Genomic DNA, 22,961 nt, shown 5'->3' with positions numbered 1-22,961 from the left:
TTGCACTTTAGCGCCTAACTTAAGCTTTCCTTAAGGTTCAACATTTAAAGTGCACGTCATTCGATGATTTACCAAATATTCTTATGCACCAGTTTGACGTCAGTGTTGTTTTACCTGCTAAAAATGAAGCCAAAAACCTTTCTGCTTTGTTACGAGAAATTGCAGAAGTGGTTCCAAGTACAACAACAGAAATTATTGTTGTTGATGACGGTAGCAGTGACGACTCCCTATCCTTGCTGCATAACCTTTCAAGCACCTTGCCGGTAAGTTGTCGTGTCATCGTCCACCCTATGAGCTGCGGTCAAAGCACTTCGGTTTTTCACGGCGTTTTACAGGCAAAAGGCAAGTGGATCATCACCCTTGATGCTGATGGGCAAAACGATCCTGCTGATATACCGCGACTTATTCGCGCAGCTAAAGAGACTAATGCAGCGCACTTCTGCGTTATAGGGCATCGTAAAAAGCGAAAAGATACCCCGTGGAAGCGATTTCAGTCTAAAGTTGCCAATCGTGTTCGCCAGTGGATCCTACAGGACGACACACCAGACACGGGCTGTGGCTTGAAACTCCTCCCAAGAAGTACCTTTTTACTTTTGCCCTATTTCGACCATATGCACCGATATATTCCCGCTTTAACCAAAAGGCTTGGGGGAGACGTGGTATGTGTATCGGTTAATCATCGCGCGCGCTTAGAAGGTAAATCAAATTACACAGCGTGGAATCGTGGCTGGGCAGGGATCATCGATATGCTTGGCGTCAGATGGCTAATGCACAGAAATAAGCTTAATCACATTACCAGCGGAATTGGTAATGAAGACTAATATTCGCCGCCTCAAAAGCTTCATACAGTTTTTCATCGGGGCAGCAAGCATCGCGCTTGTCTGCTATGTGTCGCTTGAGGTCACTGGTGAAGTATGGAAGCACGGTGATGATACAGATTGGTTGAATGCCTATATTTCTAATTTAAATTGGCAATCGCTGTGCATGATACTGAGTGCTTGTGTTGTACTTTTAACCATGGGTTTTCCCCGTCAGGCTGTCAGTTTTTTTTGCGGAGTGGGCTTTGGCGCATTGCAGGGAGGATTAATTGCCTTGTTGCTAACGGTATTGTCTGCATGCATAGCCTACGCATTAGCAAATGGCCCTCTACGCTCACTTGCCGTCCGTCTTTTAGGTACAAAATTAAAGCCTGTTGAAAACAAACTGGCCAAGCGAAGTTTTCGCAATGTGCTAATTGTTCGTTTATTCCCTGTTGGCTCCAACCTAATCACAAACGCCGTAGCAGGTGTGCTAAGCGTTCCGTTTGTCCCGTTTATTGCTGCAAGTGCAATCGGCTTTGCGCCTCAAACTTTTTTGTTTACCTTGCTTGGAAGCGGTTCTCGATTTGTCAGCTCCCTCGAACAGCCTTTACAAATTGGTGGCTTAATCATTAGCCTTCTTCTACTTCTATCCTTATCAGGCATTTCTCGTAGGAGTGAGCCGTCGTGAGGCTTATGCTTAATTCAAATAGCCATGCATCTACCCTGTTCTTTTTTGCCTGTGCTCTGATATTTGTTGGTCTGGGTTTCAGAGATGCTTGGCCCCCCGATGAGCCTCGATTCGCATTGGTCGCAAAAGAGATGGTGAACAGTGGACAGTGGCTTGTGCCCATGCGCGGTGGCGAAATTTATCCGGACAAGCCCCCTGTGTTTATGTGGTGTATTGCCTTCTTTTACCTTATAACGGGTAGCCTGAAGGTGGCTATGCTCCTGCCTAACGCTATCGCAAGCCTTGTCACTTTGGGGTTAACCTACAAGCTATCGCTAAGACTTGCCAATGAAAAAGCGGCAATGTTGAGTATGCTCGTACTTCTACTGAGCCCTCAGTTTCTTATTCAAGCCAAATTCGCTCAAATAGATGCCCTTGTCGCCTGCTTTATCTGGATTGGCGTCTACGGACTCGTTCAGCACTTTTATGTGCATGTTAATTGGCGGTGGTACTTTGCAGCATGGTTCTTTATGGGGCTTGGGATCATAACCAAAGGCGTTGGCTTTTTACCTGTTCTTTTATTTATCCCCATTGCATTTTTCGCATTTACCAGCGGCTCACATAGCGGCAAGTGGTCATTGCGCATGTTGTTTGGTCCCTTAATCATGCTATCAGTTGTGGCGATGTGGCTTGCACCTCTGCTTTATCTTGGTTTGATAAAACAAGAGCCTCAAATACAACAATACTTGTCGAATATTTTGTTTAAACAAACGGCTGAGCGATATGCCAATGCCTGGCACCACATAGAGCCCTGGTATTACTATATTGTTGAAGTTATTCCTGTATTTTGGATAACTCCAATTGCCATACTTGTATCAAAAGCTAAGTCGTTAAAAGATGTACTTATTCACAACCCCGCTTACTCATCCTTGTTGATATGGGTAATATTGGTTGTCATTTTCTTTAGTATCAGCCCAGGTAAACGTGGTGTTTATGTTCTACCGGCACTGCCTGCGTTGAGTATGGTTGCAGGTCTGGTACTTGCGAATTCAACTTTATCAAGAGGGTTGCTGCTTTTTGCGCGCGCAGTTACCTCGTTAATCTCTGCCGTTTTATTGATTGCTGGCTTAGCACTGCTATTTCACGAGCCCACTGCTGTTAAGCTGATGACGCGCTTTGACAGCGACAGCGAAACCCTTGTTCGTTTAAGCATAGTATTACTTGTACTCGGATTCGCTGGGCTTTGTACTCTTATTGTCTACTATGTTTACAATAAAAAGCGCAACGCAGGGGATGGAGAATTACTCGCCCGCCAATTACTGGCATGGCTTTTCATTTTAACTGTAATTCCTTCCACATTCGGTGCATGGCTGCTAAACGACTACCGTACTCCCCGTATAGTCCTTCAAAATGCAGAAAGCCAGATAAGTAATATGTTGACGAAGGATTCAACTGCCTTCGAGGTGGGGATAGTCAGCTTTAAAGAACAGTATTTGCTTTATTCACCCTTTGAAATGGCTCATTTTGGTTACCATACTCCGAAAGAAGTAGAAAACGGGACAGCGTGGGCTTGGTTGACCGATACTTCCGAGCCTTCCCGCGAGCAGACAAAGATTTCAGACCGGCGGGTTAGACCGCCAATACGTCAACGCTTTTTGTTAGTTCCAAGTGACTACAAATTTCAATGTGTAGACTTATCACAAGCCACTTCACAGGGTGTAGCCCACCGTGACGAATGGTTGTTGCTTCCTGCCACTGCTGCGAACGCTACCTGTGATTTACCGGCTAACGGCCCAGTTTTTAATAGCTATGACGGCTCAAGCGATTAATTAGCTTGGGCGTTCTTAACATTTTGGGCTGACATTTATAAAAGTTTTTCCCACTTAAGGTTCTCTTAAGGTCTCGCGTAAATACTCATAACATCGCAAAACCAATGAGCATGTTTATGAGTCACGTTTTAGCTTCTGTTCCAACCCAGGTTGCTAGTCAGCAATCTGCGATTGTCTCAAAGGAAAAGCCCGCAATAACCTTTATCGCGGCAAAACATGGACATAATGCCCGCCGCCGTATTGAAGCGTTTATAGCGAGTGGTTTTAAAGCTCGCTACAACGCACGAGTGACTTCCTTTATGCCTATGCTGTTTGCTCTTGACGCTAAGGGAGTTAAAGCCGCCGCAGGCGCAAGATTTGCCGCCTATGATGGTCAGAATAATTCTCTTTTTATAGAGCAATACCTTAACACTTCGGTAGAAACTGCCCTCACCCTACAAGGGATAACCGTAAACAGAGCGCATATTGCTGAAGTTGGTAACCTTTTTAGCAGTGCATCGCGCTATACCCTCCCCTTGTTATTTGCCCTGTTCTTCGTTTTAAAACGATGTGGTAGCAAATATCTGGTTTTCAGTGCGACCTCACAGCTCACCTCTTTACTCATGGGCGCGGGTATTCAACTCCTCCCCCTTGTTAAAGCCGATGCGTCAAAACTTAAAGGGAATAGCGATGACTGGGGCACCTATTATGACACCGCTCCTCAGGTTACTGCCCTGTCGCTACATCACGTAACACAACACATAATTGGCTGCCCTGAACTTAATGCTCATTACCAACGTGCAATTGAGCTTATTTCCGCAAATGTGGATGCGTTAACGCAAAATATCTGCACAAAAAAGGAAACAGCGTATGTTGCTTAATCAGTATATAAACGGGCACGACGATGACGTTGCGCTGAAATGCAAAGACGGTTCAATGACTTACCGCGCCCTTTTGAGCGCCGTCGAGAACCTCGCAAGCTGGATAACAAACCACAATGCCGAGAGGGTGGGCATTGCCTTCGACAATAGCTTTGCATGGGTGATTGCTGATTTAGCCTGCCAACAGGCTAACGTCTGCTGTATCCCCGTTCCGCTATTTTTTACCGCTTCCCAACAAGAACATGTATTAAATGAGAGCCAGTGTCACTTTTTATTGACCAATCGCGGTGGTGAACTAAGTGAATGGAGTGAGTCACCGACTGTTATTGATAGCGAACACGACATTGTCGCTCATCCACTCAAACATGACTCTCGTGTATACACACCTGTAGGTACTAACAAAATAACCTTTACTTCTGGCTCTACGGGCTCACCGAAAGGCGTGTGCCTGTCAACTGAATCGCAATGGAAAGTTGCCCATTCTATTGAGCGCGCTGTTCAACCAGAAATAGTGAACCACCTGTGTTTACTGCCATTGTCTACCCTACTTGAAAATATTGCAGGTGTTTACGCCCCTCTGTACCACGGCGGCACAGTTTATTTAGCCACAGCATCTGAGCGCGGATTTCAAGGAAGCAAACTCGTTAATCCAAACGCACTGCTGTCACTGATAGACCGCGTTCAACCATCGTCTGTGATTTTGGTGCCCGACTTGCTAATGGTGCTAGTACAGGCATGTAATAAGGGCTGGACACCACCTTCATCACTAATGTTCATTGCTGTTGGCGGTGCACATGTAGCGCCCACTTTGCTGGCGCAAGCCCAAGCGAAGGGATTACCAGTATTTGAAGGTTATGGCTTATCTGAAGCGGTATCAGTATCAACATTGAACACGCCCAATTGCAATACGATCGGCAGTGCCGGAAAAACGCTTGGTCATAATCAACTGCACATCGAAGAGGGTGAAATCGTAGTTACAGGCAACCACTTTCTGGGCTATCTGAATCAACCTTCCTCATTTTATCCGACCCAGGTCAGAACCGGCGATTTAGGCGCCTTTTCTGACAACACACTTACGCTGAATGGGCGTATAAAAAACATAATGGTGAACAGCTTTGGTAGAAACGTATCGCCAGAGTGGATTGAATCTTTATTGCTGGGAACAGGACTGTTTAGGCAGGCTTTGGTGTATTGCGAAGCTAAACCCTACTGTGTCGCGCTCCTCGTACCCGCTTCCAATACTCTTTCTAATACACAGATTCAAAGCGCCGTGGCGCTTATCAATAAGCAGTTACCTGACTATGCGCAAGTTGTTAATTTCGCCACCATCGGTCTTTGCACGCCAGAAAACCAACTGCTTACCCCAACGGGAAAACTGAAACGTGACGCAATAATTACCCGCTACGCGACTGACTTAGACATGCTCTACCAGAGCCAAGACCAACACCAATACAGCGTTCAAAGTACAACAGCATTTTCTTCTCAATTTGTTATCAAGGAATAATTTATGAATTTCTATCAGCAACTTCAAAGCAACACCGAACATGCCAGACAGTCATTCTTACAGGCGCCGATTATACAACGCTGCTTTAACGGTGATTTTAATCTGAACGACTATATTGCCTTTCTTCAACAGGCTTATCATCACGTTAAGTTTACTGTTCCCCTGCTTATGGCTACAGGTGCCAAACTCAACGAAGATAAGGAATGGCTAAGAGAAGCAATTGGTGAATACATTGAAGAAGAAATGGGTCACCAAGAGTGGATCCTTAACGACCTTGCAGCCTGTGGCGTTGATAAAGAACAGGCGAGGATAAGTCAGCCTGCACCCGCCACCGAATTAATGGTTGCCTATGCTTTTGATGCAATAGCACGCAAAAGCCCACTGTATTTCTTCGGCATGGTATTCGTTTTAGAGGGTACAAGTATTGCGCTTGCCGACGCGGCTGCAAAACAAATCAAAGACAAGTTATCTCTGCCTAAATCAGCGTTTAAATACCTTACCTCTCACGGTGCGCTAGACCAAGAGCACATTGTTTTCTTTGAAGGGCTTATGAACAAAATTACTGACCCCAAAGAGCAGCAAATGATCATTCACAGCGCGAACATGTTTTATCGCTTATACGGAGATATCTTTCGCGAATTAACACCTGAACACGGTCTGGAACAGGTTGCTTGAATTCAAGGGTTTACCTCTGGTGCTTATCCCCCGAGGTAAATTGATAACACGTTAAGGTAACTACAATGAATATTCAGTGGCGTAATCAAGTGGTACTTCTTACAGGTGCAACTGGCGGTATTGGTCAAGCAATAGCCAAGGCGCTTGATGAAAAAGGCGCGCACATTATCCTAACTGGCAGAAGTAAGGCGAAGCTCGAACAGCTGCAACAAAATTTAACCCTTCATCATACTGCCATTGTGGCTGACATTACGTCAGATGAAGGCAAAGATAGAGTAGTAAGTGCCTGCCAACGACTTCCTTTAAGTATTCTGGTTAACAATGCTGGCATTACCTATGTGGGCGAGTTTGAGGGCACCCCAGTCGAGTCAATTGTGTCGACAAATATGCTGGCTCCGATGCTACTAACCCAACGCCTACTGCCGTTACTCGAACGTAGACCGTCTGCGCATGTCGTGAATGTAGGCTCAGCTTTTGGAAGCATAGGTTTTGCTGCGCACGGAACCTACTGCGCAACTAAATTCGCTTTGAAAGGCTGGACGGAAGCGATGCACAGAGAATTCAGCGATAGCAAAATTAAATTTCACTATCTAGCGCCACGCTCAACGCGTACCGACATAAATGACGATCGCGCTAATGCGCTAAATGAGGCATTGGGCAACCAGACAGACGAGCCTGATGCAGTAGCACAAGCATTCATTAAACAGTTAGAAAACAATTTGCCAAGGGTCGCGCTAGGACGTGCTGAACGCTTTTTTGCCAAGCTTAACGCGCTAGTTCCCAGTGTTGTTGACAACGCGTTGGCAAAGAAACTTCCAACAATTAAACGCTATGCCTTTCAAAAAGCGCAATCACAAGACAAACAGACCAGCGCTCAAAACGATACCCGCCTGGGTAACAAGCTGGTTTAACACGAGGACATTATTATGAAGAAATTAACCACGCTTAGCACCACGGTAATTCTGGGACTCGGTCTGGCATTAAGTCACACTGCTATGGCTCAAGCTAACGAAGTCACAGAAAGTACAGCGCCGACATCAGCCTTAAGCGAAACGGCTACCAGCCCTTTAAAGATACTTCAGCATCAATGGGCACATATTAACTATGAACTTGATGATGCAGAAAAGGAAAAAGCATTCGTCGCCCTTATTAATACCGCTAAATCTTTCGTAAAGGCAGAACCCAATAACCCTGAGTTATTGATTTGGCAAGGCATAATTCAATCCAGTACAGCCGGTGCCAAGGGGGGACTTGGTGCTCTGGACTACGCAAAAGATGCTCGTAAGAGTTTCGAACATGCAATGCGACTAGATGAAAATGCACTCTCGGGCTCAGCGATGACCAGTCTAGGCGTGCTGTACCATAAGCTTCCGGGTTGGCCTATTAGCTTTGGTAACGACAAAAAAGCTGAGAATTTGCTGAAGCATGCACTTGAAATAAACCCTGACGGGATAGACCCCAACTATTTCTACGCCGAGTACTTGTTCGATAATGGAAAATATGAGCAAGCGCTCAAGTTTGCCAAGAAAGCGCTCGACGCCCCAGCGCGCGCTGATCGTCCTATTGCAGATTCAGGTCGCAAAAGAGAGATCGCTTTATTGGAAGCGAAAATAGCGAGAAAAGGTTAGTCACCCTGAAGGTATACAGGGAAAGGCAATGATCTTATTGCCTTTCCATTTTCAACAAGTATTAGATTTTCGCTACAAATACCGTTAGATTAGCCGCCGATTCAACGATAATTCATGAAATTACTAACAATTTTGTCGAGTTATCTCGTTTATTCCTAACTACCTCTATCTTATAAAGGCGACTTTTCATGCAGAAAAAGAATTTCTTCTCTCCTTTTCTATTCATCCTTATTACTACGTTGTCGATATCTACGGTTCATGCAAACACCCCTGATTTACTACCGTTACAACACGCGTGGGCAAAAACGAACTATGAGCTTGAAGGTGAAGCCCAATTAGAGGCATTTTCTGCACTGATTGCGCAGGCGAAAGTGTTAGTCGAGCAATCAGAAAATAGCGCTGAAGCACTGACCTGGCTAGCTATCTCTCAATCAAGTACTGCAAGTGCGAAAGGCGGTTTAGGTGCCCTGGACTTTGCTGAAAGTGCGAAGGAAAATTTAGAACGTGCCATTGAAAAAGAGGAAGCGGTATTAGAGGGGACGGCACTCACTGTATTAGCGGCACTTTATCATAAAGTACCAAGCTGGCCAGTTAGCTTTGGAAGCGATAAGAAGGCAAAACAATTATTTAAGCGTGCATTAGAAATTAACCCAGAAGGTATGGACCAAAACTTCTTTTATGCTGAGTTTCTTTTCGACGATGGTGAATACGAAGAAGCCCAAGGGTTCTTAATCCGTGCTCAAAACGCGCCTGAAAAAGCCAACCGCCCTCTAGCCGATAAAAAACGTAGAGAAGAGATTGCTATACTTCAGGCAAAATTGGATAAAAAAGCATAGTATCATTTGCTTTATGCGGGGCTATTGCGCGTCGCTTATGAGTTCGAAATAAGCAACCCCCCCGCTTTTTGCGTGTAGAAAGGTGAATTTAACGCCTTTCTACATAAAAAGCGCATACATAGGTGGCACTTATCCTCATGTATAAATTGTAAACAGTTCTCATTCGGTATCAGCACTCCTATTATGAAAGAAAAAAGGAGTGGCCCAATGCCTAAAATCCCACGTTCCTCAGACAACGACTATACCCAAGAGATGAGCCGAACACGCCGCGAGTTTATTGCGCGCGAAACCGGCACCCAGCTAAATCACTTAGGACACTATTCTATCCCGCCTGAAACATTGTCGGGAAACATAGAAAACTTCGCCGGTGTTGCACAGGTACCTATTGGCTTCGCAGGGCCAATGCTAGTGAATGGAGAGCACGCCAAAGGTGAGTTCTACGTTCCAATGGCAACAACAGAGGGCACCTTGACCGCCAGCTACAGTAGAGGCATGCGCTTAACAAGAGAGGCTGGGGGCATAACTACCACAGTCATTGACGATGCTATGCAGCGGGCGCCTATGTTCGCGTTTTCTAACGCAAGAGAAGCCCTCGAATTTGGCAAATGGGTTGAGCAAAACTTTGAAGCCATCAAACGCGCCAGTGATAACACCACCAGCGTGGGCAAACTAAGGGATATCGAGCAGTACGCTGCGTCTAAGCTTCGCTGGCTAAGATTCAATTTCACCTGCGGTGATGCAGCTGGGCAAAACATGGTAAGCAAAGCTACCAAAGCAGGCTGCGAGTGGATACAGGCAAACTACTCGGGCCCTATTGAACACTTTGTGCTGGCTGCAAACCTTGATACCGATAAAAAGCACTCGCACTTAAACTCGCTGCATACCCGCGGAAAGCGCGTTGTAGCAGAAATAACCCTGCCAAAAAAACTAATGACGGACATTATGCATTGCCCGCCAGAAGCATTATTTAAACAGCGCCAGTATTCAAATATGGGCGCACTAATGGCAGGTAGTGTTAATAACGGCGCACACTTCGCTAACGGCATCACCGCCATGTTTATCGCTTGCGGGCAAGATGTCGCTAATGTGGCGGAGTCGTCGGCGGGGTTTACCTACGCTGAAATTACGCCAAATGGAGACTACTACTTCTCTGTGACCATTCCATCGTTAATCGTTGCTACATACGGTGGTGGAACCGGTTTAGCTACACAAAACGAATGTTTAAGCATACTTGGCTGCACAGAAAGGGGCAGCGTAAATAAGTTTGCGGAAATTGTCGCTGCGACTGTATTGTGCGGCGATCTGTCGCTGGGTTCTGCAGTCGTCGCAGACGAATGGGTAAGCAGTCACGAGCGACTGGGTAGAAACCGTTAAAGGTTTTTAAACCTGTCACCTAACGCTTAGCAATGCAGTTCGAATAAACTGTGCGCTACTGCCGAAGGTAACTAAATTCTGTATAGAGAAATTATACAGCAGGCATGCTGGGGCGTGTAACAACAAAGTACGCGCCTATTCCCATAAATAGACCTATGCCTATGTAAGCAGGAATAGGCATTGATGCGAACAGGCAAACCAGAATAAAGCTCACCAACATACTGCAGCACGCTATGCATTTCACTTTTTTCGAAATTGCTCCATGTTTTCGCCACGCAACAAGACTGGGGCCATATTTAGGGTGTTGAAGTAACCAGTTTTCAAGGCGCGGTGAAGATTGAGTAAAACAAAAAAGCGCACCTATCAAAAAAACAGTTGTTGGCATTACCGGCAAGAATGCGCCAATAATACCTAGAAGGGTAAAAAACAACCCGAGTGATAAATACAGTACTTTTTTCATGAAATACCAACGCCCAATGCTAGCCGATTCCTTGGTAGGTGCTGTGACCACACACCCGCTGAACACTTTTCCGAAGTGCTAAATTTATACAGTCATTTTAGATAGTATGGATCTATGTAGCCTTGTCGTAAATCAAACCTACCTTTTAACCATACGCCAAAATAACTAGGTTTCCACCTTCATTGATCTAAATTTGTAGTACTAACATTTGCCCGGTCAAAAGTGATGAGCAAATCCGAGACCTTACTATCTGGCTGATTTTCAGCCTCAACGGTGAAGTTGTAGCTGGATAAACTACTTCCTATCGGACGACTGTTTAACCTGCTGCCACAGCGCTTCCATTTCATCAAGCGTCAACGCGTCGAGCTTGTCGCCCTGTTCAGCCGCTAAGCGCTCTACGCCTTTAAAACGGTTAGCAAACTTGTTACTGGCGTTTCTAAGTGCGGTATCAGCATCTACCTTGCAATGTCTTGCCAAGTTAACCATGGCAAAAAGTGCATCACCAATTTCTTCTTCAATTGCTTGTTGGTTGTCGGGCACCCCACTGTTTAAAGGTACAACACCAGTCTTCAGTGCCCCTTGTGCTCGCTGTTTGAAATCCAGCTCTTGCTGAATCTCTTCCACTTCTTCACGCACTTTATCTATGACAGGTGCGGCATCAGGCCAATCAAATCCTACCTTAGCACAGGCTTTCTGCAGCTTTTGCGCGTACATAAGTGCTGGCATACCTTTGGGCACATTATCTAAAATACTGTTTTCTATTGCTTCGTTGTCTTGCTTTAAACGCTGCTTTTTAAGCTGCTTTTCCTGGGCTTTGATAGCATCCCACTGCGCGTTTAAAGCACTGTCGTTCAATTGGGTACGTTCGACCGTGACGTTTTCATTTGTATCGCCAGAGCCTTCAGATGCAAGCGCATTCGCAAACACATGAGGGTGGCGACGCACCAGCTTATCGCTAATGCTTTTCGCCACATCGTCAAAAGAAAATGCACGCGATTCACTGGCTATCTGTGCGTAGAACACCACTTGAAAGAGCAAATCACCCAACTCATCTTTAATGTCGTGCATATCACCATTGGCAATAGCATCGGCCACTTCGTAGGCTTCTTCTATGGTGTAGCGAGTTAGGCTTTCCATGGTTTGTTTTACATCCCACGGGCATCCAGATTGCGGGTCGCGCAGCTGCGCCATAATTTTAAGCAGCCGCTGCATTTCGCTAAGCTTAGCTTTGTTTGCGTTTTGCATCGGTCACGCCTTTAAGCTGTCGCAATCGGGTTAACACTTTAGACACCGTATCGAGGTCCTGAACCTCTATCGAAATAGTGATAAGCGCCGTCTGTCTATTTTTATCACTTAGGCTGTTCACGCCTAGAAGAGGCACGTTTTCATTCGCCAATACCGTGGTAATATCGCGCAACAGGCCAGTTCTATCGTGACAAAATATATCAATACCCGTCTCAAAACCTACTTTAAGCTCTTGTGACCAATTCACTTCTATCTGACGCTCAGGGTGCTGTGACAACAAGTGTTGCAGCTGGTCGCAGCTTTCTTTATGAACGCTTACACCACGGCCTTGTGTGATATAGCCTAAAATCGCTTCGCCGGGAACCGGCTTACAGCAGTTCGCCAGCTGGCTCATTAAGTGACCCACGCCCTGCACCACCACTGCATCTTTTTTGCCTGATCCGGCCGCAGTTTTGCGCGTTTTAACCTTAGGACTAATTTCGGGTTCTGGAGCTGGCGGCTCCTGCAAGTGATGAATAAAGTTAATCACCTGCATAACGCGCACATCACCGGCACCTACCGCAGTGTACAAGTCATCGAGGGTTTGTAAGTTAAACTTCTCAAATGCCTCATTGGGTACTTTGGCAGGTAAGTGGGCACGCTGAAGTTCGCGTTCTAGCAGCTCTTTACCGGCAGCAAGGTTTTTATCTCTGTCCTGCTTTTTAAAGAAGGAATGGATAGTGGCACGCGCCCGTGATGAATGCACATAGCCAAGACCTGGGTGCATCCAGTCGCGGCTTGGATTTGGCTCTTTTCCGGTAAGTACTTCTATCTGGTCGCCACTTTGCAGTAAATAAGTGAAAGGCACTATTCGCCCATTCACTTTTGCGCCAATACAGCGATGTCCCACATTACTGTGAATATAGTAAGCAAAATCAAGCGGCGTAGCGCCTTGGGGAAGGTCAATAACATCGCCTTTGGGTGTAAACACGTACACCCTATCGTCAAACACCTGACTGCGAAGCTCTTCAACCAAATCGCCAGATTCGGCCACTTCCTCTTGCCACGCAAGTATGCGGCGAAGCCAGTTTATGCGCTCGTCATAGCCTGACTGCTTGCCCGTGCTACCCTCTTTATATTTCCAGTGTGCAGCCACACCCAGTTCTGCATCCTGATGCATTTTCTGCGTGCGAATTTGAATCTCAACCGACTTCCCTTCTGGCCCCACGATAACCGTGTGAATAGACTGGTAACCGTTAGGTTTGGGGGTTGCGATATAGTCGTCGAACTCGTTAGGTAAGTGCTTATAGCTGGCGTGAACCGTACCAAGCGCGGCGTAACAGTCTTGAAGTCGCTCGGCAATAATACGCACCGCACGAATATCAAAAAGCTGCTCAAACGTAAGGCGCTTTTTCTGCATTTTTTTCCAAATGCTGAATATGTGCTTAGGACGGCCGTAAACCTCTGCGCGAATTTCTTCGCTATCAAGCAAGCCTTGCAAGTCGCCTACTATGGTTTCTATGTACTCGGCACGCTCTCGGCGCTTGCCGTCAAGCTGATGAGCTATTTGCTTGTAGGTGATGGGGTGTAGATAGCGAAACGCAAGGTCTTCAAGCTCCCACTTTAACTGACCAATGCCCAAACGGTTTGCCAATGGCGCATAGATGCTAGCGCACTCGCGGGCCACCATAACGCGGGTTTCTTCATCGGCTTTCTTAACCTGCTGCAATGCACAAATGCGTTCTGCCATTTTGATCACAACGGCACGCACGTCTTCTACCATCGCCAGCAGCATACGACGAATACTGTCTATGTGCTGTTCGTCCGACTTTTCGGCAAAGCCAGAGCCTTTTACTTTACGCGCATGTAACGACTTGATAGCATCCATTCGGCGCACGCCAACGATCAGGTCGCGTATTTCCCCGCCGAATTCTTCATAAATATCGTCTTCACTTAAGGCGTGCTGTTCGCAATATGGAAAAACCAAGGCTGCCTGAAGCGTTGCGTCATCCATATTGAGCTGACACAAAATCTCAACCATTTCCTGACCAACCAACAGTCGCTCGGGAATAGATGACACTGCACTTAGTTTTTCTTTTGTTTCTACACTTAACTCAAGGCTATCTAACCACGCTTCAAAGGGTGGTCGGTCGGCTTGGTGGACCTTTCTTGTCGATACCATATCCTTTACTCGTTACTGCTGCTTTCGCGTAAACAAGGCCATCATTTCCATGTGATGGGTGAAGGGGAACATTTCTGCTACGCCCGCTTTTTCCATTTCATAACCTCCGTCTATCAACACCTTCGCGTCTCTAGAAAACGTACTTGGGTTGCAAGAAACATACACTATCGTTTTTGGTAGTGCTTTTACAAGCGCATGACAAACGGTCAACGCCCCTTCTCTTGAGGGGTCGAGTAGTACCTTATCAAAGCCCAACTGTAATGAAGCCTCGACGTTGGTCTTATCAGCCAAATCTAAATGCAGCCACTCTACATTTTCAATGCCCTGTTGCTGTGCATTGTCTTTAGCGCGGCGCACCATCTCTGCCACACCTTCTACCGCCTGAACCTTTGCACCTAACTTAGCAATAGGTAAAGTAAAATTGCCCAGCCCGCTAAACCAATCAGCGATACGTTCGCTGGGCTTTGGGTTTAGCCAACCTATTGCCTGATTAACCATTTTTTCGTTAACCACTCTATTAATTTGAATAAAGTCGTTAGCACTAGGTGAAATTGAGCAGCCATTTACCGTGTTCATCACCATATCAGTACCACGGCCCACACTGCGAATTTGCCCCTGCTTATTTTCAAGCTTTAATTCAATACCGTAGACACCAACTGATGAACTCGTGTTCACCAATTCGCTCACTGCATCAATAAGCTCAGCTTCAAGGGCTTTGGTGTGTTTAATAACAAGATGCGAGGTGTTGTCGCCCGCAATAAGGCTGATATGTCCAATATGACGCGCTGACTCGAACCCTGTAAGCGCATCTCGTAAAGGGCCAATAAGTTTAGATAGCGGGTCGACCAGTATTGGGCAGGTTTCTACATTGATAACGTTACTGCTATTTGCTTCACGAAAGCCCAACTTAATTTGATTGGGGTTGCGGGCATCTATAGCCAGTCTTGCTTTCCTGCGATATTGAGGGCGCGGCCCTGCTAAAGGTGCTTGCCAAACGTGTGGCTTCATTGAAAGCTGGCGTTCCATCATCACTTTAAGAGCACGGTCACGTTGCTCAAGGGCAGCGTCAGGCTTTATGTGCTGTAGCTGACACCCACCACATGCATCAAACACAGGGCAAAAAGGCGCTTGTCTTGCATCACTTGGCGAGTGAATGTTTGTCGCCTTAGCGTTAATGACTTTCTTTTTGCTAGATACCATCTCTATGTCGCAGGTTTCTCCTACAAGGGCACCTTCCACAAATACCATCGGATTGCCGCGCACTACGCCATTGCCCATCCAGTCCAAATCTTCAATGGTGACCGTGTTAGGCTTTTGACTTTCACTGGTATCCGCTGCTTTTTTGCTTTTCCCAAATCGAAGTCCTGCGACCTGCGCGTTGGCTCTGGCATTCCCTTTTTTGGAAGCGCCACGCTCAGTAAGCGACGTTTTGCCTTTTTGCTTGCTACGAGATTGTTTAAAAAGGTTTGCCAAGTGTGACTCCGGTTACTTGCTTTACGTGGTTTGATGTTAGTAGAGGTTTTTGCGCGCGCTCACCAAATAGAAGTCGCCCACGTGGGTTAGGGACAGTTGCTCTATTCAGACTCTAGTATAACGGTGGCGACAGCATAATGCTGCTCATCTGAAATACTGACCACGCTTCGCGTAATACCTCGGTTTTTGCACATTGCAGCAAACTCGCCAGAAAAATGAAGCTCTGGCGCACCTAAATCGTTATTGCGCACTTCTATATGCTGCCAGCTGATCCCGTTTCCAATCCCTGTCCCAAGGGCCTTCACTGCCGCTTCCTTGGCGGCAAAACGTTTGGCTAAGAAGCGGACTGGCGTACCGTGTTCGCTGAACTGCTGCCACTCGGCAGGCGTAAGTACTCGCTTGGCTAAGCGTTCATTAGCACCATCGCCTTTACCAAGTCGCGCTATCTCTACAATGTCAGTACCTAGCCCTGCAATCGCCACGTTATCTACACCCTTTTGAATCTAAGGTTAAATGCCCGCTCGTGCTTCTAGCATAAGTTTACGCATATCAGCTACAGCCGTATGAAGGCCATCAAACGCGGCGCGAGCAATGATAGCGTGGCCAATATTAAGTTCGATTAACTGAGGGATAGCCGCAATAGGCTTAACATTGTGATAGTGCAAGCCGTGACCTGCATTCACTTTAAGTCCTAAGCTATCGGCGTATTCAATGCCTTCAACTAAACGCGCTAGCTCTTTATGCTGTTCTTCTTCGCTGGTGGCTTCTGCATATTGACCGGTGTGAATTTCAATATAAGGGGCGTTACATGCTGCGGCCGCGTCAATTTGCGCTTTGTCTGCATCAATAAATAGCGACACCAAAATGTTCGCATTAGCGAGTCGCTCGCACGCCGCTTTGATGTTGTCAAAATTCCCTGCCACATCAAGACCACCTTCGGTAGTCAGCTCTTCGCGCTTTTCTGGTACTAAGCAACAAAAAACAGGCTTCACTTCTTCGGCAATGGCCAGCATTTCATCGGTTACCGCCATTTCCAAATTAAGTCGGGTATTAATGGTCTGCGCTAAAATGCGTACATCGCGGTCTTTAATGTGACGGCGGTCTTCACGTAAATGAACAGTAATGCCATCTGCACCTGCACGCTCGGCAATATCCGCTGCGTGCACTGGATCTGGGTAATGCGTACCGCGCGCATTGCGCAGCGTTGCAATATGGTCGATGTTAACGCCTAATAAAATCGTGCTCATTTCACCACCTAGCCTGTAAGAGCGATAGAAGAGGGCTGCTCTTCCTGTTTAATACGTTGCTTTAAGGGTAAAAATACCCTTTTAAGGAAAGTCGCAATTGTAGCAAATTTTTTTGTAGAACGTGCTTATTAAGCGTTTGAGTTAAGAGAAAATAATTTAATGCTATTACCGCGGCTTGGGCATAAAAAGCTCGCGGCTTTTAAGTGGCTTGTCACCAATTAGCGGTTTCAGCAAGTCCCGGCAAAGCACCTTAGCCACTTTTTTACTAAGCGGCGTAAATTCCCCCTGTGACAAACTAAGCAGCGCTTGTCCAGGAAAGCCTCGCATACCCCTTGCACCAGCCATATCTTCGGGAATAGGCACAAAGCCCGCATCTATCTGAAAGTTATAGCTGCCTGTTTCTTCTATGGGCATTTCGTATTCTACGTCAGTAGTAAAGTCGGGCAGTAGCCCCATTTCGTCAAGCAGTGCAAATTCGAACTGTCGCAAGGTCACTTCTATATCGCTATTATCACGAAGGGACAGCAGCGCATTTTCATAAGCGTTGTGAACGCCATCGCTGGCAAGCCCTGCCGGCATAACGCGATTAGTTAGCTCGTTAACGTACATGGCGCAAAATAACGCCGTGCCCACAAGGTTGATGGAAGGCGAAACGCTTTCAACGTGACGTAAGTTTTTTAACTCTGACTTTCCGCTTAACTGTAAACGAAGATGCTGAAAAGGTTGAAGCAGGCTTTTCTTGTCAGATTTACTATTCTTCACCCCTTTCGCTACCGCACTAACACGCCCTTCTTCTAAGGTAAAAAAGTCAACAATATAGCTGGTCTCCCTGTAAGGGCGTCTATGCAGTACATAGGCATTTAACCATTCATTATTCATTGTTGCTCACTGTGTGTTAATTGTTGTCGAATTGGTGCCTTTGGCAACGTTAATATCAGCTGCGCTTAATTCGTACCACTTTCATGGTTTCAAACTCAATGCCAGCCACCTCTTCAACGTGGCGATAGTAGGTTACGTTCACTCGCGCGCCTTTTAAGCTTTGGTATTGCTGTTTACGCCGATAGATAAAAGGGACATCAATACCTTCTAGCATAATGGTGTGGCGTACCCAGTCGCTGTCTTTCTCTTCCCGCTGAACGTGGGAAATCACTTTAGCATTGTCGGTTTGATTCAGCTGACTATGCTTTTCCACCAGCTTTTGTCTTTCGCTTTTCACCTTTGCCTCTTCTTTCCTACTTTGCGCTTATCGTCTGTTAGGGTTATTGGCTTTTTTCTGCGTGTGAGCTTACTTCTGCTAACGCGCTTCTATTTGCTCGACAATAAGTTGCACGGTTTCCTGACCGCGAAATACGTTGATATCAAGTCGATAGGCAATATGCACGCGTTTGACCATGGCATTCGGCCATGATTTTAAATCAACGTTGAACGCAATAGCATCGACCTCGTTAGCACCGTCACTTTTCAACACCATTTTTAAGTGCTTTTGGCCAACTAAGCGCTGGTCAAGTAGTGCAAATTCACCATCGAATAGCGGTGATTCAAAGCCCTGTCCAAACGGACCTGCTTGACGCAGTAAATGCGCAAAGGGTAAACACAGCTCTTTCGATGACAAGTCACCGTCGGAAAGTAAAGCATGATTTCCATCAAGCTTTGCCATGTGCGCTCGCGCAATATCAACAAAAGCCTGCTCGAAGTCTTGAAGCCTAGCTACGGGCAAGCTTAATCCAGCAGCCATGGCATGCCCGCCAAATTTTTCGATAACGCCAGGGTAGCGCGTATTAACTTCATCAAGTACATCGCGAATGTGCACGCCAGGAATTGAGCGTGCCGAACCTTTAATAATCTCGTCGTCTTGATGGGCAAAAGCGATAACAGGCTTAAGATATTTCTCTTTCAAACGCCCTGCCACAATACCAATAACCCCTTGGTGAAAGTCTTCGCGATAAACCACCAGTGCGCTTGGCATATCGCCTTCATCCAGCGCCATTTGCTCTAGTACGGTTTCCGCTTGTGCTTTCATGCCGGTCTCAATTTCACGGCGTTCTTTATTAAGCGCATCGAGTTCCGCAGCGATCATTCGCGCTTGAATGGTTTCATCTTCCAACAAGCACGCAATGCCTTGCGACATGTCGTCTAATCGACCCGCGGCATTAAGCCTTGGCCCAACCACAAAGCCTAAGTCAGTTGAGGTTAAGTGAGCGCAATCGCGATTCGCTACTTCGACCAATGCTTTAATGCCAGGTCGACACTTACCCGCCCGAATCCGCTGAAGGCCTTGATGAACTAAAATTCGGTTGTTTTTATCCAGCACTACTACATCGGCCACGGTGCCAACCGCAACAATATCAAGTAGCGACGCTAGGTTTGGTGGCGCTAACCCCGCTCTTTCAAAATGCCCTTGCTGCTGTAACTCGGCTTTAAGTGCTAGCATGATGTAAAAGGCAACGCCAACGCCAGCCAAATTTTTAGACGGGAATTCACAGCCAGGTTGGTTAGGATTTACTATCGCATCAGCAGGAGGTAGAACATCGCCTGGCAAATGGTGATCGGTAACAACAACCTGCATTCCCAACGACTTTGCATGGGTCACACCGTCAATACAGGAAATGCCATTGTCCACTGTGACAATAACCTCTGCGCCCTGTTTGGCAGCTTCATCCACAATAGGCACGCTAAGTCCGTAACCAAAGTCAAAGCGGTTAGGTACAAGAAAATCAACGTTGTGATAGCCCATGGCTCGAAGCGCCAATATACATACCGATGTACTGGTTGCTCCGTCGGCATCAAAATCGCCCACAATAATAATACGTTTATTTTGCACAACAGCATTGGCGAGAATTTGCGCGGCCTGCGGCATGCCCTTCAAAACATTGAAGTGTGTTAGCCCTTTTAGACCATTCTCCAAGTCATCTAAATTCGCAATATTACGACCGCGATAAATTCTATCGATAACAGGATGTAAGTCGGAACTAAGCGAGGCGCCGGTAACCTCACGGCGAACAATAGGCAAAATCATGAAATACCACTAACCAATACTGTAAATGCAGTTGTCGATGCCAGTTCAAATAGGCTTTAAATAAAAAGACTGGAGTCGGGACACTTGATAATTAGTGCAGATTCCAAGTAAACGCCCGAGTGAACTGCAAAGCAAAACTGTACGAAAAAACGCTAGAAAATATGAGGACGAATCATACCGCAGAAAACAAAAAAACGCACAAAGCGTGCGTTTTTATCATATATAAGGTTAAGGACTGAATGGCTATTCAGCTTCCTCCAATGCTTTAGCAAGCAACGCAGCTGGCTGATAACCAGGAATCAATGAACCGTCTGGCAGTACGATATTTGGCGTGCCATTCACGCCTAATTTTTGACCTAACATGTACTGCTCTGCCACTTTATTTTTACAGCTTGCGCTAGCTACGTCGTTACCCGCTTTAGCTTTAGTTAACGCTTTTTGCGGGTCTTTCGCACACCACACCGACACCATATCGTTGTAGTTTTCACTGTTTAACCCAGAACGTGGAAACGCAAGGTAGTGTACGGTGATGCCCGCATCGTTTAGTTCATCAATCTCTTTGTGAAATTTACGGCAGTAACCACACGTAATATCAGTAAATACGCTTATTTCATGCTTTTCGTTTTTGGCCTTAAACGTAATAGACGATGATTCCATCTCTTTTACGCCTTCTTTGCGCAGCCCAGAAAGTGCCAGCTCTGTTTCGTTACGCATCTCTTCATCAATGTTAAAAACACGAGCCTGAAGCAGATACTGCCCGTTTTCACTTACGTAAAATAAACCGCGGTTTGTTGATACCTGAACCAGCCCTGATACTGGAGAGTCAGCAATAGTTTCTACATCTAACCCTAGCATTGAGGTTAATTTATCACGGATAGCCGCTTCATCAGCCGCTTGCGCACTAAGCCCTAATAGAGAACCTGCCGCAACTACACTGGCTAACAATACTTTCTTTACTGCTTTCACTAAATACTCTCCATTTTGCCATTTAAGTTCGCTTGTACTTACTGGCTTAACATGCAACTGCTTGAATCGGTATCTTTCCATTTAAAGCAATTGCTAAAAACTTTTACATTCATAACGTTCAGACCGTTAAACTTAGCAAAAAATTGCACGTTAAACGCTAATTTTCTTTTAACCTCAGTACATTTAACGTCAACATTTAAACTCAGCCGCGTTAAAGCACTAACGGAAAATGTATTTTCTAAACGCTTTGCATGGCTCGTATCCTACCATAGACCTTTTTATTTTATATACGTCGTCACTGAGCCTCGTCGTATACAGCCCCCAATTTATAGCATTCTTTATTTGTATATTTAGCCAATTTAGCCACGTGGGTGATGACTGTGGATTAAAGTTTGAAGTCGCTCTGTCGCAACATGGGTGTATATTTGAGTCGTTGACAAATCGCTGTGCCCCAATAGCATTTGTACCACACGTAAATCAGCACCGTGATTCAAAAGGTGTGTCGCAAAGGCATGACGCAACGTGTGGGGAGAAAGGTGCTGCTCAATTCCCGCTTTCACCGCATAGTATTTAATGCGATGCCAAAATGTTTGGCGCGTCATTTTCTGTCCACGCTTGCTCAGAAATACCACATCAGAAGCTTTACTGGCGAGTATCGGTCTTGCTGTTTTAATATAGGTCAGCAGCCATTCTATTGCATCTTCACCAAGGGGCACTAAGCGCTCTTTATTCCCTTTACCCACAACCCTAACTACGCCTTGCTGAAGGCTTATTTGATCCATTGTTAACCCAATAAGTTCACTTACACGAAGGCCGGTTGCGTAAAGCACTTCAAGCATGCTCTTGTCCCGACATTCAATAGGGTCGTCGGTAAGGGGGGCATTTAGCAAATCTTCAACTTGTTGCTCACTGAGTGAAGAAGGCAAAGCTTTGGGTGTTTTCGGATTAGACAGCGCGGAAACTGGGCTATCAACGCGAACCTGCTTACTAATTAGGAATACGAAAAACGCCCGGATAGCGCTAAGCGCACGTTGGGTGCTGCGTGTGGACAGCCCCTTGTCGTGACGATAGGCTAAATAGTCCTGAAGCTGCTCAGTGGTCAGCACAGCGATATCTTTTACGCCTTGATTGTTGCTGAAGATAGCAAGCTTAGTAAGGTCGGTGCGATAGCTCTGCTGAGTATGATCGGACAGTCCTTTCTCAAGCCAAAGCATCTCGATAAAACCATCGATATGCGCCTGACTCGCTGCAGGCACATAAGTTAACTCACGTTGAGTTTTTGCCATCTAAAAGCCACGCTTTTGCTTAATCAGCTCGTAGGCTGATTGAATATCTTGCGCTTTCTTTTTCGCAATTTCCATTGCCTGTTCAGGTAGCCCTTTAGACACCAGCTTATCTGGGTGATGCTCAGACATGCGCTTCCTGTAGGCACGCTTTATTGTCTTTTCATCGTCGGATGCCGCCACACCTAATATGTGATAGGCATCATCTAAACTTTGCTGTTCTGAATAGGCTGATTGGCTGTGCTGACGTTGACCTGAATGAGTGCGTTGTCCTGAGCCAGAGTTAGACCGCTGCCTAAAGCGTATTTCAGCTTCATACATTGAAATTAGATAATCTAAATCACGACGCCTAAAGCCTAGTGGCTTCGCTACTTTTTCAAGTACGTTGTATTCTTCCTGTGAAAGCTGACCGTCGGCGAAAGCGGCTTGAATAAGAATCTCTAAGAATACTTGAAGAATATCCCGTCTACCGTGGCTGGCGTCGTAAAAACCTTTCAACGTATCGACTAAAGGAAAGTCTCGCGCTTTGCCTTCTCTAAATGCATCCTGAGCTTCACGACAGGCATCCCCAGTTAAACGCATCTCGTCCATTAATGCTGTGGCGATTTGAATTTCTCTGTCCGTTACTTTGCCGTCAGACTTAGCAAGATGGCCTAACGCACTAAACAAACTATGAAAGAAAATAGCTTGCTGCTTCAGATTGTCCTGATCGGTAAAAAAGCGCCCAAAGCCGCCTAGCTGATTGAAGTCTTGGCGATAGGCTTTATCAAAAAAGTGCCCGACTAACAGCCCTAAGATCGCCCCAGGTATTTTAAGAAACATAAAGCCGAACAAGGCGCCGAGGATTTTTCCCCAAATTGACATCGCGTCATACTCCGTTGGTGCACTGTTTAGAAAGTTGATGTTACTGTAGTGAAATCACGCCGTGCAGAGCGCG

Annotated in this window: 22 protein-coding genes; 10 read left to right on the top strand and 12 right to left on the bottom strand. The window is 46.1% G+C overall.

Annotated features, from left to right (window positions below; all coding sequences use genetic code 11):
* The first annotated feature begins 83 nt into the window (after positions 1 to 83).
* The 10 genes from ACFI6J_RS13795 (at position 84) to ACFI6J_RS13750 (ending at position 10,173) form a co-directional block, all read left to right on the top strand.
* Positions 84 to 821 (top strand): glycosyltransferase family 2 protein, encoded by a 738-nt coding sequence (locus tag ACFI6J_RS13795; protein ID WP_049586146.1) that lies wholly within the window; start codon positions 84 to 86, stop codon positions 819 to 821.
* Positions 811 to 1,488, top strand: a complete 678-nt coding sequence (locus ACFI6J_RS13790) for a TVP38/TMEM64 family protein (protein ID WP_049586145.1) — start codon at positions 811 to 813, stop codon at positions 1,486 to 1,488. The genes ACFI6J_RS13795 and ACFI6J_RS13790 overlap by 11 nt, the downstream gene beginning before the upstream one ends.
* Entirely contained in the window at positions 1,485 to 3,296 is a 1,812-nt protein-coding gene (locus ACFI6J_RS13785) for an ArnT family glycosyltransferase (protein ID WP_156085963.1), read from the top strand. The genes ACFI6J_RS13790 and ACFI6J_RS13785 overlap by 4 nt, the downstream gene beginning before the upstream one ends.
* 116 nt (positions 3,297 to 3,412) lie before the next feature.
* Positions 3,413 to 4,156, top strand: coding sequence for a thermostable hemolysin (locus ACFI6J_RS13780; RefSeq protein ID WP_156085962.1), 744 nt, complete (start codon positions 3,413 to 3,415; stop codon positions 4,154 to 4,156).
* On the top strand, positions 4,146 to 5,660 hold the full coding sequence (locus ACFI6J_RS13775; protein WP_462586221.1) for an AMP-binding protein: 1,515 nt from the start codon (positions 4,146 to 4,148) through the stop codon (positions 5,658 to 5,660). Before ACFI6J_RS13780 ends, ACFI6J_RS13775 begins: the two co-directional genes overlap by 11 nt.
* Positions 5,661 to 5,663: 3 nt before the next feature.
* Positions 5,664 to 6,335 carry a TenA family transcriptional regulator gene (locus tag ACFI6J_RS13770; protein ID WP_014975712.1) on the top strand — a complete coding sequence of 224 codons (672 nt, stop codon included), beginning with the start codon at positions 5,664 to 5,666 and terminating at the stop codon, positions 6,333 to 6,335.
* A gap of 65 nt (positions 6,336 to 6,400) precedes the next feature.
* Positions 6,401 to 7,246, top strand: coding sequence for an SDR family oxidoreductase (locus ACFI6J_RS13765; protein WP_061439583.1), 846 nt, complete (start codon positions 6,401 to 6,403; stop codon positions 7,244 to 7,246).
* A gap of 15 nt (positions 7,247 to 7,261) precedes the next feature.
* A complete protein-coding gene (locus tag ACFI6J_RS13760; RefSeq protein ID WP_061439581.1) occupies positions 7,262 to 7,963 on the top strand; it encodes a tetratricopeptide repeat protein in 702 nt (233 codons plus the stop codon).
* Between the two features lie 188 nt (positions 7,964 to 8,151).
* On the top strand, positions 8,152 to 8,799 hold the full coding sequence (locus ACFI6J_RS13755; RefSeq protein WP_061439579.1) for a tetratricopeptide repeat protein: 648 nt from the start codon (positions 8,152 to 8,154) through the stop codon (positions 8,797 to 8,799).
* A 207-nt stretch (positions 8,800 to 9,006) separates the two neighbouring features.
* Positions 9,007 to 10,173 (top strand): hydroxymethylglutaryl-CoA reductase, encoded by a 1,167-nt coding sequence (locus ACFI6J_RS13750; protein WP_081106061.1) that lies wholly within the window; start codon positions 9,007 to 9,009, stop codon positions 10,171 to 10,173.
* 91 nt (positions 10,174 to 10,264) lie between these two features.
* Here the strand turns inward: ACFI6J_RS13750 and ACFI6J_RS13745 are convergent, their stop codons facing one another.
* From ACFI6J_RS13745 to djlA, 12 genes are all read right to left on the bottom strand, one after another.
* Positions 10,265 to 10,633 carry a YbaN family protein gene (locus ACFI6J_RS13745; protein ID WP_061094246.1) on the bottom strand — a complete coding sequence of 123 codons (369 nt, stop codon included), beginning with the start codon at positions 10,631 to 10,633 and terminating at the stop codon, positions 10,265 to 10,267.
* A gap of 294 nt (positions 10,634 to 10,927) precedes the next feature.
* Positions 10,928 to 11,878, bottom strand: coding sequence for a nucleoside triphosphate pyrophosphohydrolase (gene mazG / locus ACFI6J_RS13740; protein WP_061439577.1), 951 nt, complete (start codon positions 11,876 to 11,878; stop codon positions 10,928 to 10,930).
* Complete coding sequence (relA, locus tag ACFI6J_RS13735) at positions 11,856 to 14,039, bottom strand: GTP diphosphokinase (protein WP_049586138.1); 2,184 nt, start codon at positions 14,037 to 14,039, stop codon at positions 11,856 to 11,858. Before relA ends, mazG begins: the two co-directional genes overlap by 23 nt.
* Before the next feature lie 12 nt (positions 14,040 to 14,051).
* Positions 14,052 to 15,512: a 23S rRNA (uracil(1939)-C(5))-methyltransferase RlmD gene (rlmD, locus tag ACFI6J_RS13730; protein ID WP_061439576.1), complete on the bottom strand. Its 1,461-nt coding sequence runs from the start codon at positions 15,510 to 15,512 to the stop codon at positions 14,052 to 14,054.
* 101 nt (positions 15,513 to 15,613) lie between these two features.
* The gene (gene acpS / locus ACFI6J_RS13725; protein ID WP_014948318.1) at positions 15,614 to 15,994 is read right to left on the bottom strand and encodes a holo-ACP synthase; all 381 of its coding nucleotides are present in this window, start codon (positions 15,992 to 15,994) and stop codon (positions 15,614 to 15,616) included.
* A gap of 27 nt (positions 15,995 to 16,021) precedes the next feature.
* Positions 16,022 to 16,759 carry a pyridoxine 5'-phosphate synthase gene (gene pdxJ / locus ACFI6J_RS13720; protein ID WP_061439574.1) on the bottom strand — a complete coding sequence of 246 codons (738 nt, stop codon included), beginning with the start codon at positions 16,757 to 16,759 and terminating at the stop codon, positions 16,022 to 16,024.
* Between the two features lie 165 nt (positions 16,760 to 16,924).
* Complete coding sequence (gene recO, locus ACFI6J_RS13715) at positions 16,925 to 17,638, bottom strand: DNA repair protein RecO (RefSeq protein WP_061439573.1); 714 nt, start codon at positions 17,636 to 17,638, stop codon at positions 16,925 to 16,927.
* A 55-nt stretch (positions 17,639 to 17,693) separates the two neighbouring features.
* Positions 17,694 to 17,975 (bottom strand): hypothetical protein, encoded by a 282-nt coding sequence (locus ACFI6J_RS13710; protein ID WP_014997360.1) that lies wholly within the window; start codon positions 17,973 to 17,975, stop codon positions 17,694 to 17,696.
* Between the two features lie 78 nt (positions 17,976 to 18,053).
* Positions 18,054 to 19,775 (bottom strand): single-stranded-DNA-specific exonuclease RecJ, encoded by a 1,722-nt coding sequence (gene recJ, locus ACFI6J_RS13705; RefSeq protein ID WP_081106060.1) that lies wholly within the window; start codon positions 19,773 to 19,775, stop codon positions 18,054 to 18,056.
* Between the two features lie 243 nt (positions 19,776 to 20,018).
* Entirely contained in the window at positions 20,019 to 20,741 is a 723-nt protein-coding gene (gene dsbC / locus ACFI6J_RS13700; RefSeq protein WP_171338363.1) for a bifunctional protein-disulfide isomerase/oxidoreductase DsbC, read from the bottom strand.
* Between the two features lie 359 nt (positions 20,742 to 21,100).
* Positions 21,101 to 22,027 carry a site-specific tyrosine recombinase XerD gene (gene xerD / locus ACFI6J_RS13695; protein ID WP_014975697.1) on the bottom strand — a complete coding sequence of 309 codons (927 nt, stop codon included), beginning with the start codon at positions 22,025 to 22,027 and terminating at the stop codon, positions 21,101 to 21,103.
* The gene (gene djlA / locus ACFI6J_RS13690) at positions 22,028 to 22,888 is read right to left on the bottom strand and encodes a co-chaperone DjlA (protein ID WP_081106059.1); all 861 of its coding nucleotides are present in this window, start codon (positions 22,886 to 22,888) and stop codon (positions 22,028 to 22,030) included. It lies immediately after the preceding gene.
* Between the last annotated feature and the right edge of the window lie 73 nt (positions 22,889 to 22,961).

It is taken from the genome of Alteromonas sp. G4i13 (assembly GCF_054960505.1).
The sequence above is the reverse complement of the archived record's forward strand: the minus strand, read 5'-3'. Positions and strand labels throughout refer to the sequence as shown.

Coding starts and splice junctions, on each gene's coding strand:
- ACFI6J_RS13795 (WP_049586146.1), top strand. CDS start 84: ATGCACCAGTTTGACGTCAGTGTTGTTTTACCTGCTAAAAATGAAGCC.
- ACFI6J_RS13790 (WP_049586145.1), top strand. CDS start 811: ATGAAGACTAATATTCGCCGCCTCAAAAGCTTCATACAGTTTTTCATC.
- ACFI6J_RS13780 (WP_156085962.1), top strand. CDS start 3,413: ATGAGTCACGTTTTAGCTTCTGTTCCAACCCAGGTTGCTAGTCAGCAA.
- ACFI6J_RS13775 (WP_462586221.1), top strand. CDS start 4,146: ATGTTGCTTAATCAGTATATAAACGGGCACGACGATGACGTTGCGCTG.
- ACFI6J_RS13770 (WP_014975712.1), top strand. CDS start 5,664: ATGAATTTCTATCAGCAACTTCAAAGCAACACCGAACATGCCAGACAG.
- ACFI6J_RS13765 (WP_061439583.1), top strand. CDS start 6,401: ATGAATATTCAGTGGCGTAATCAAGTGGTACTTCTTACAGGTGCAACT.
- ACFI6J_RS13760 (WP_061439581.1), top strand. CDS start 7,262: ATGAAGAAATTAACCACGCTTAGCACCACGGTAATTCTGGGACTCGGT.
- ACFI6J_RS13755 (WP_061439579.1), top strand. CDS start 8,152: ATGCAGAAAAAGAATTTCTTCTCTCCTTTTCTATTCATCCTTATTACT.
- ACFI6J_RS13750 (WP_081106061.1), top strand. CDS start 9,007: ATGCCTAAAATCCCACGTTCCTCAGACAACGACTATACCCAAGAGATG.
- ACFI6J_RS13745 (WP_061094246.1), bottom strand. CDS start 10,633: ATGAAAAAAGTACTGTATTTATCACTCGGGTTGTTTTTTACCCTTCTA.
- mazG (WP_061439577.1), bottom strand. CDS start 11,878: ATGCAAAACGCAAACAAAGCTAAGCTTAGCGAAATGCAGCGGCTGCTT.
- relA (WP_049586138.1), bottom strand. CDS start 14,039: ATGGTATCGACAAGAAAGGTCCACCAAGCCGACCGACCACCCTTTGAA.
- pdxJ (WP_061439574.1), bottom strand. CDS start 16,759: ATGAGCACGATTTTATTAGGCGTTAACATCGACCATATTGCAACGCTG.
- recO (WP_061439573.1), bottom strand. CDS start 17,638: ATGAATAATGAATGGTTAAATGCCTATGTACTGCATAGACGCCCTTAC.
- recJ (WP_081106060.1), bottom strand. CDS start 19,775: ATGATTTTGCCTATTGTTCGCCGTGAGGTTACCGGCGCCTCGCTTAGT.
- xerD (WP_014975697.1), bottom strand. CDS start 22,027: ATGGCAAAAACTCAACGTGAGTTAACTTATGTGCCTGCAGCGAGTCAG.
- djlA (WP_081106059.1), bottom strand. CDS start 22,888: ATGTCAATTTGGGGAAAAATCCTCGGCGCCTTGTTCGGCTTTATGTTT.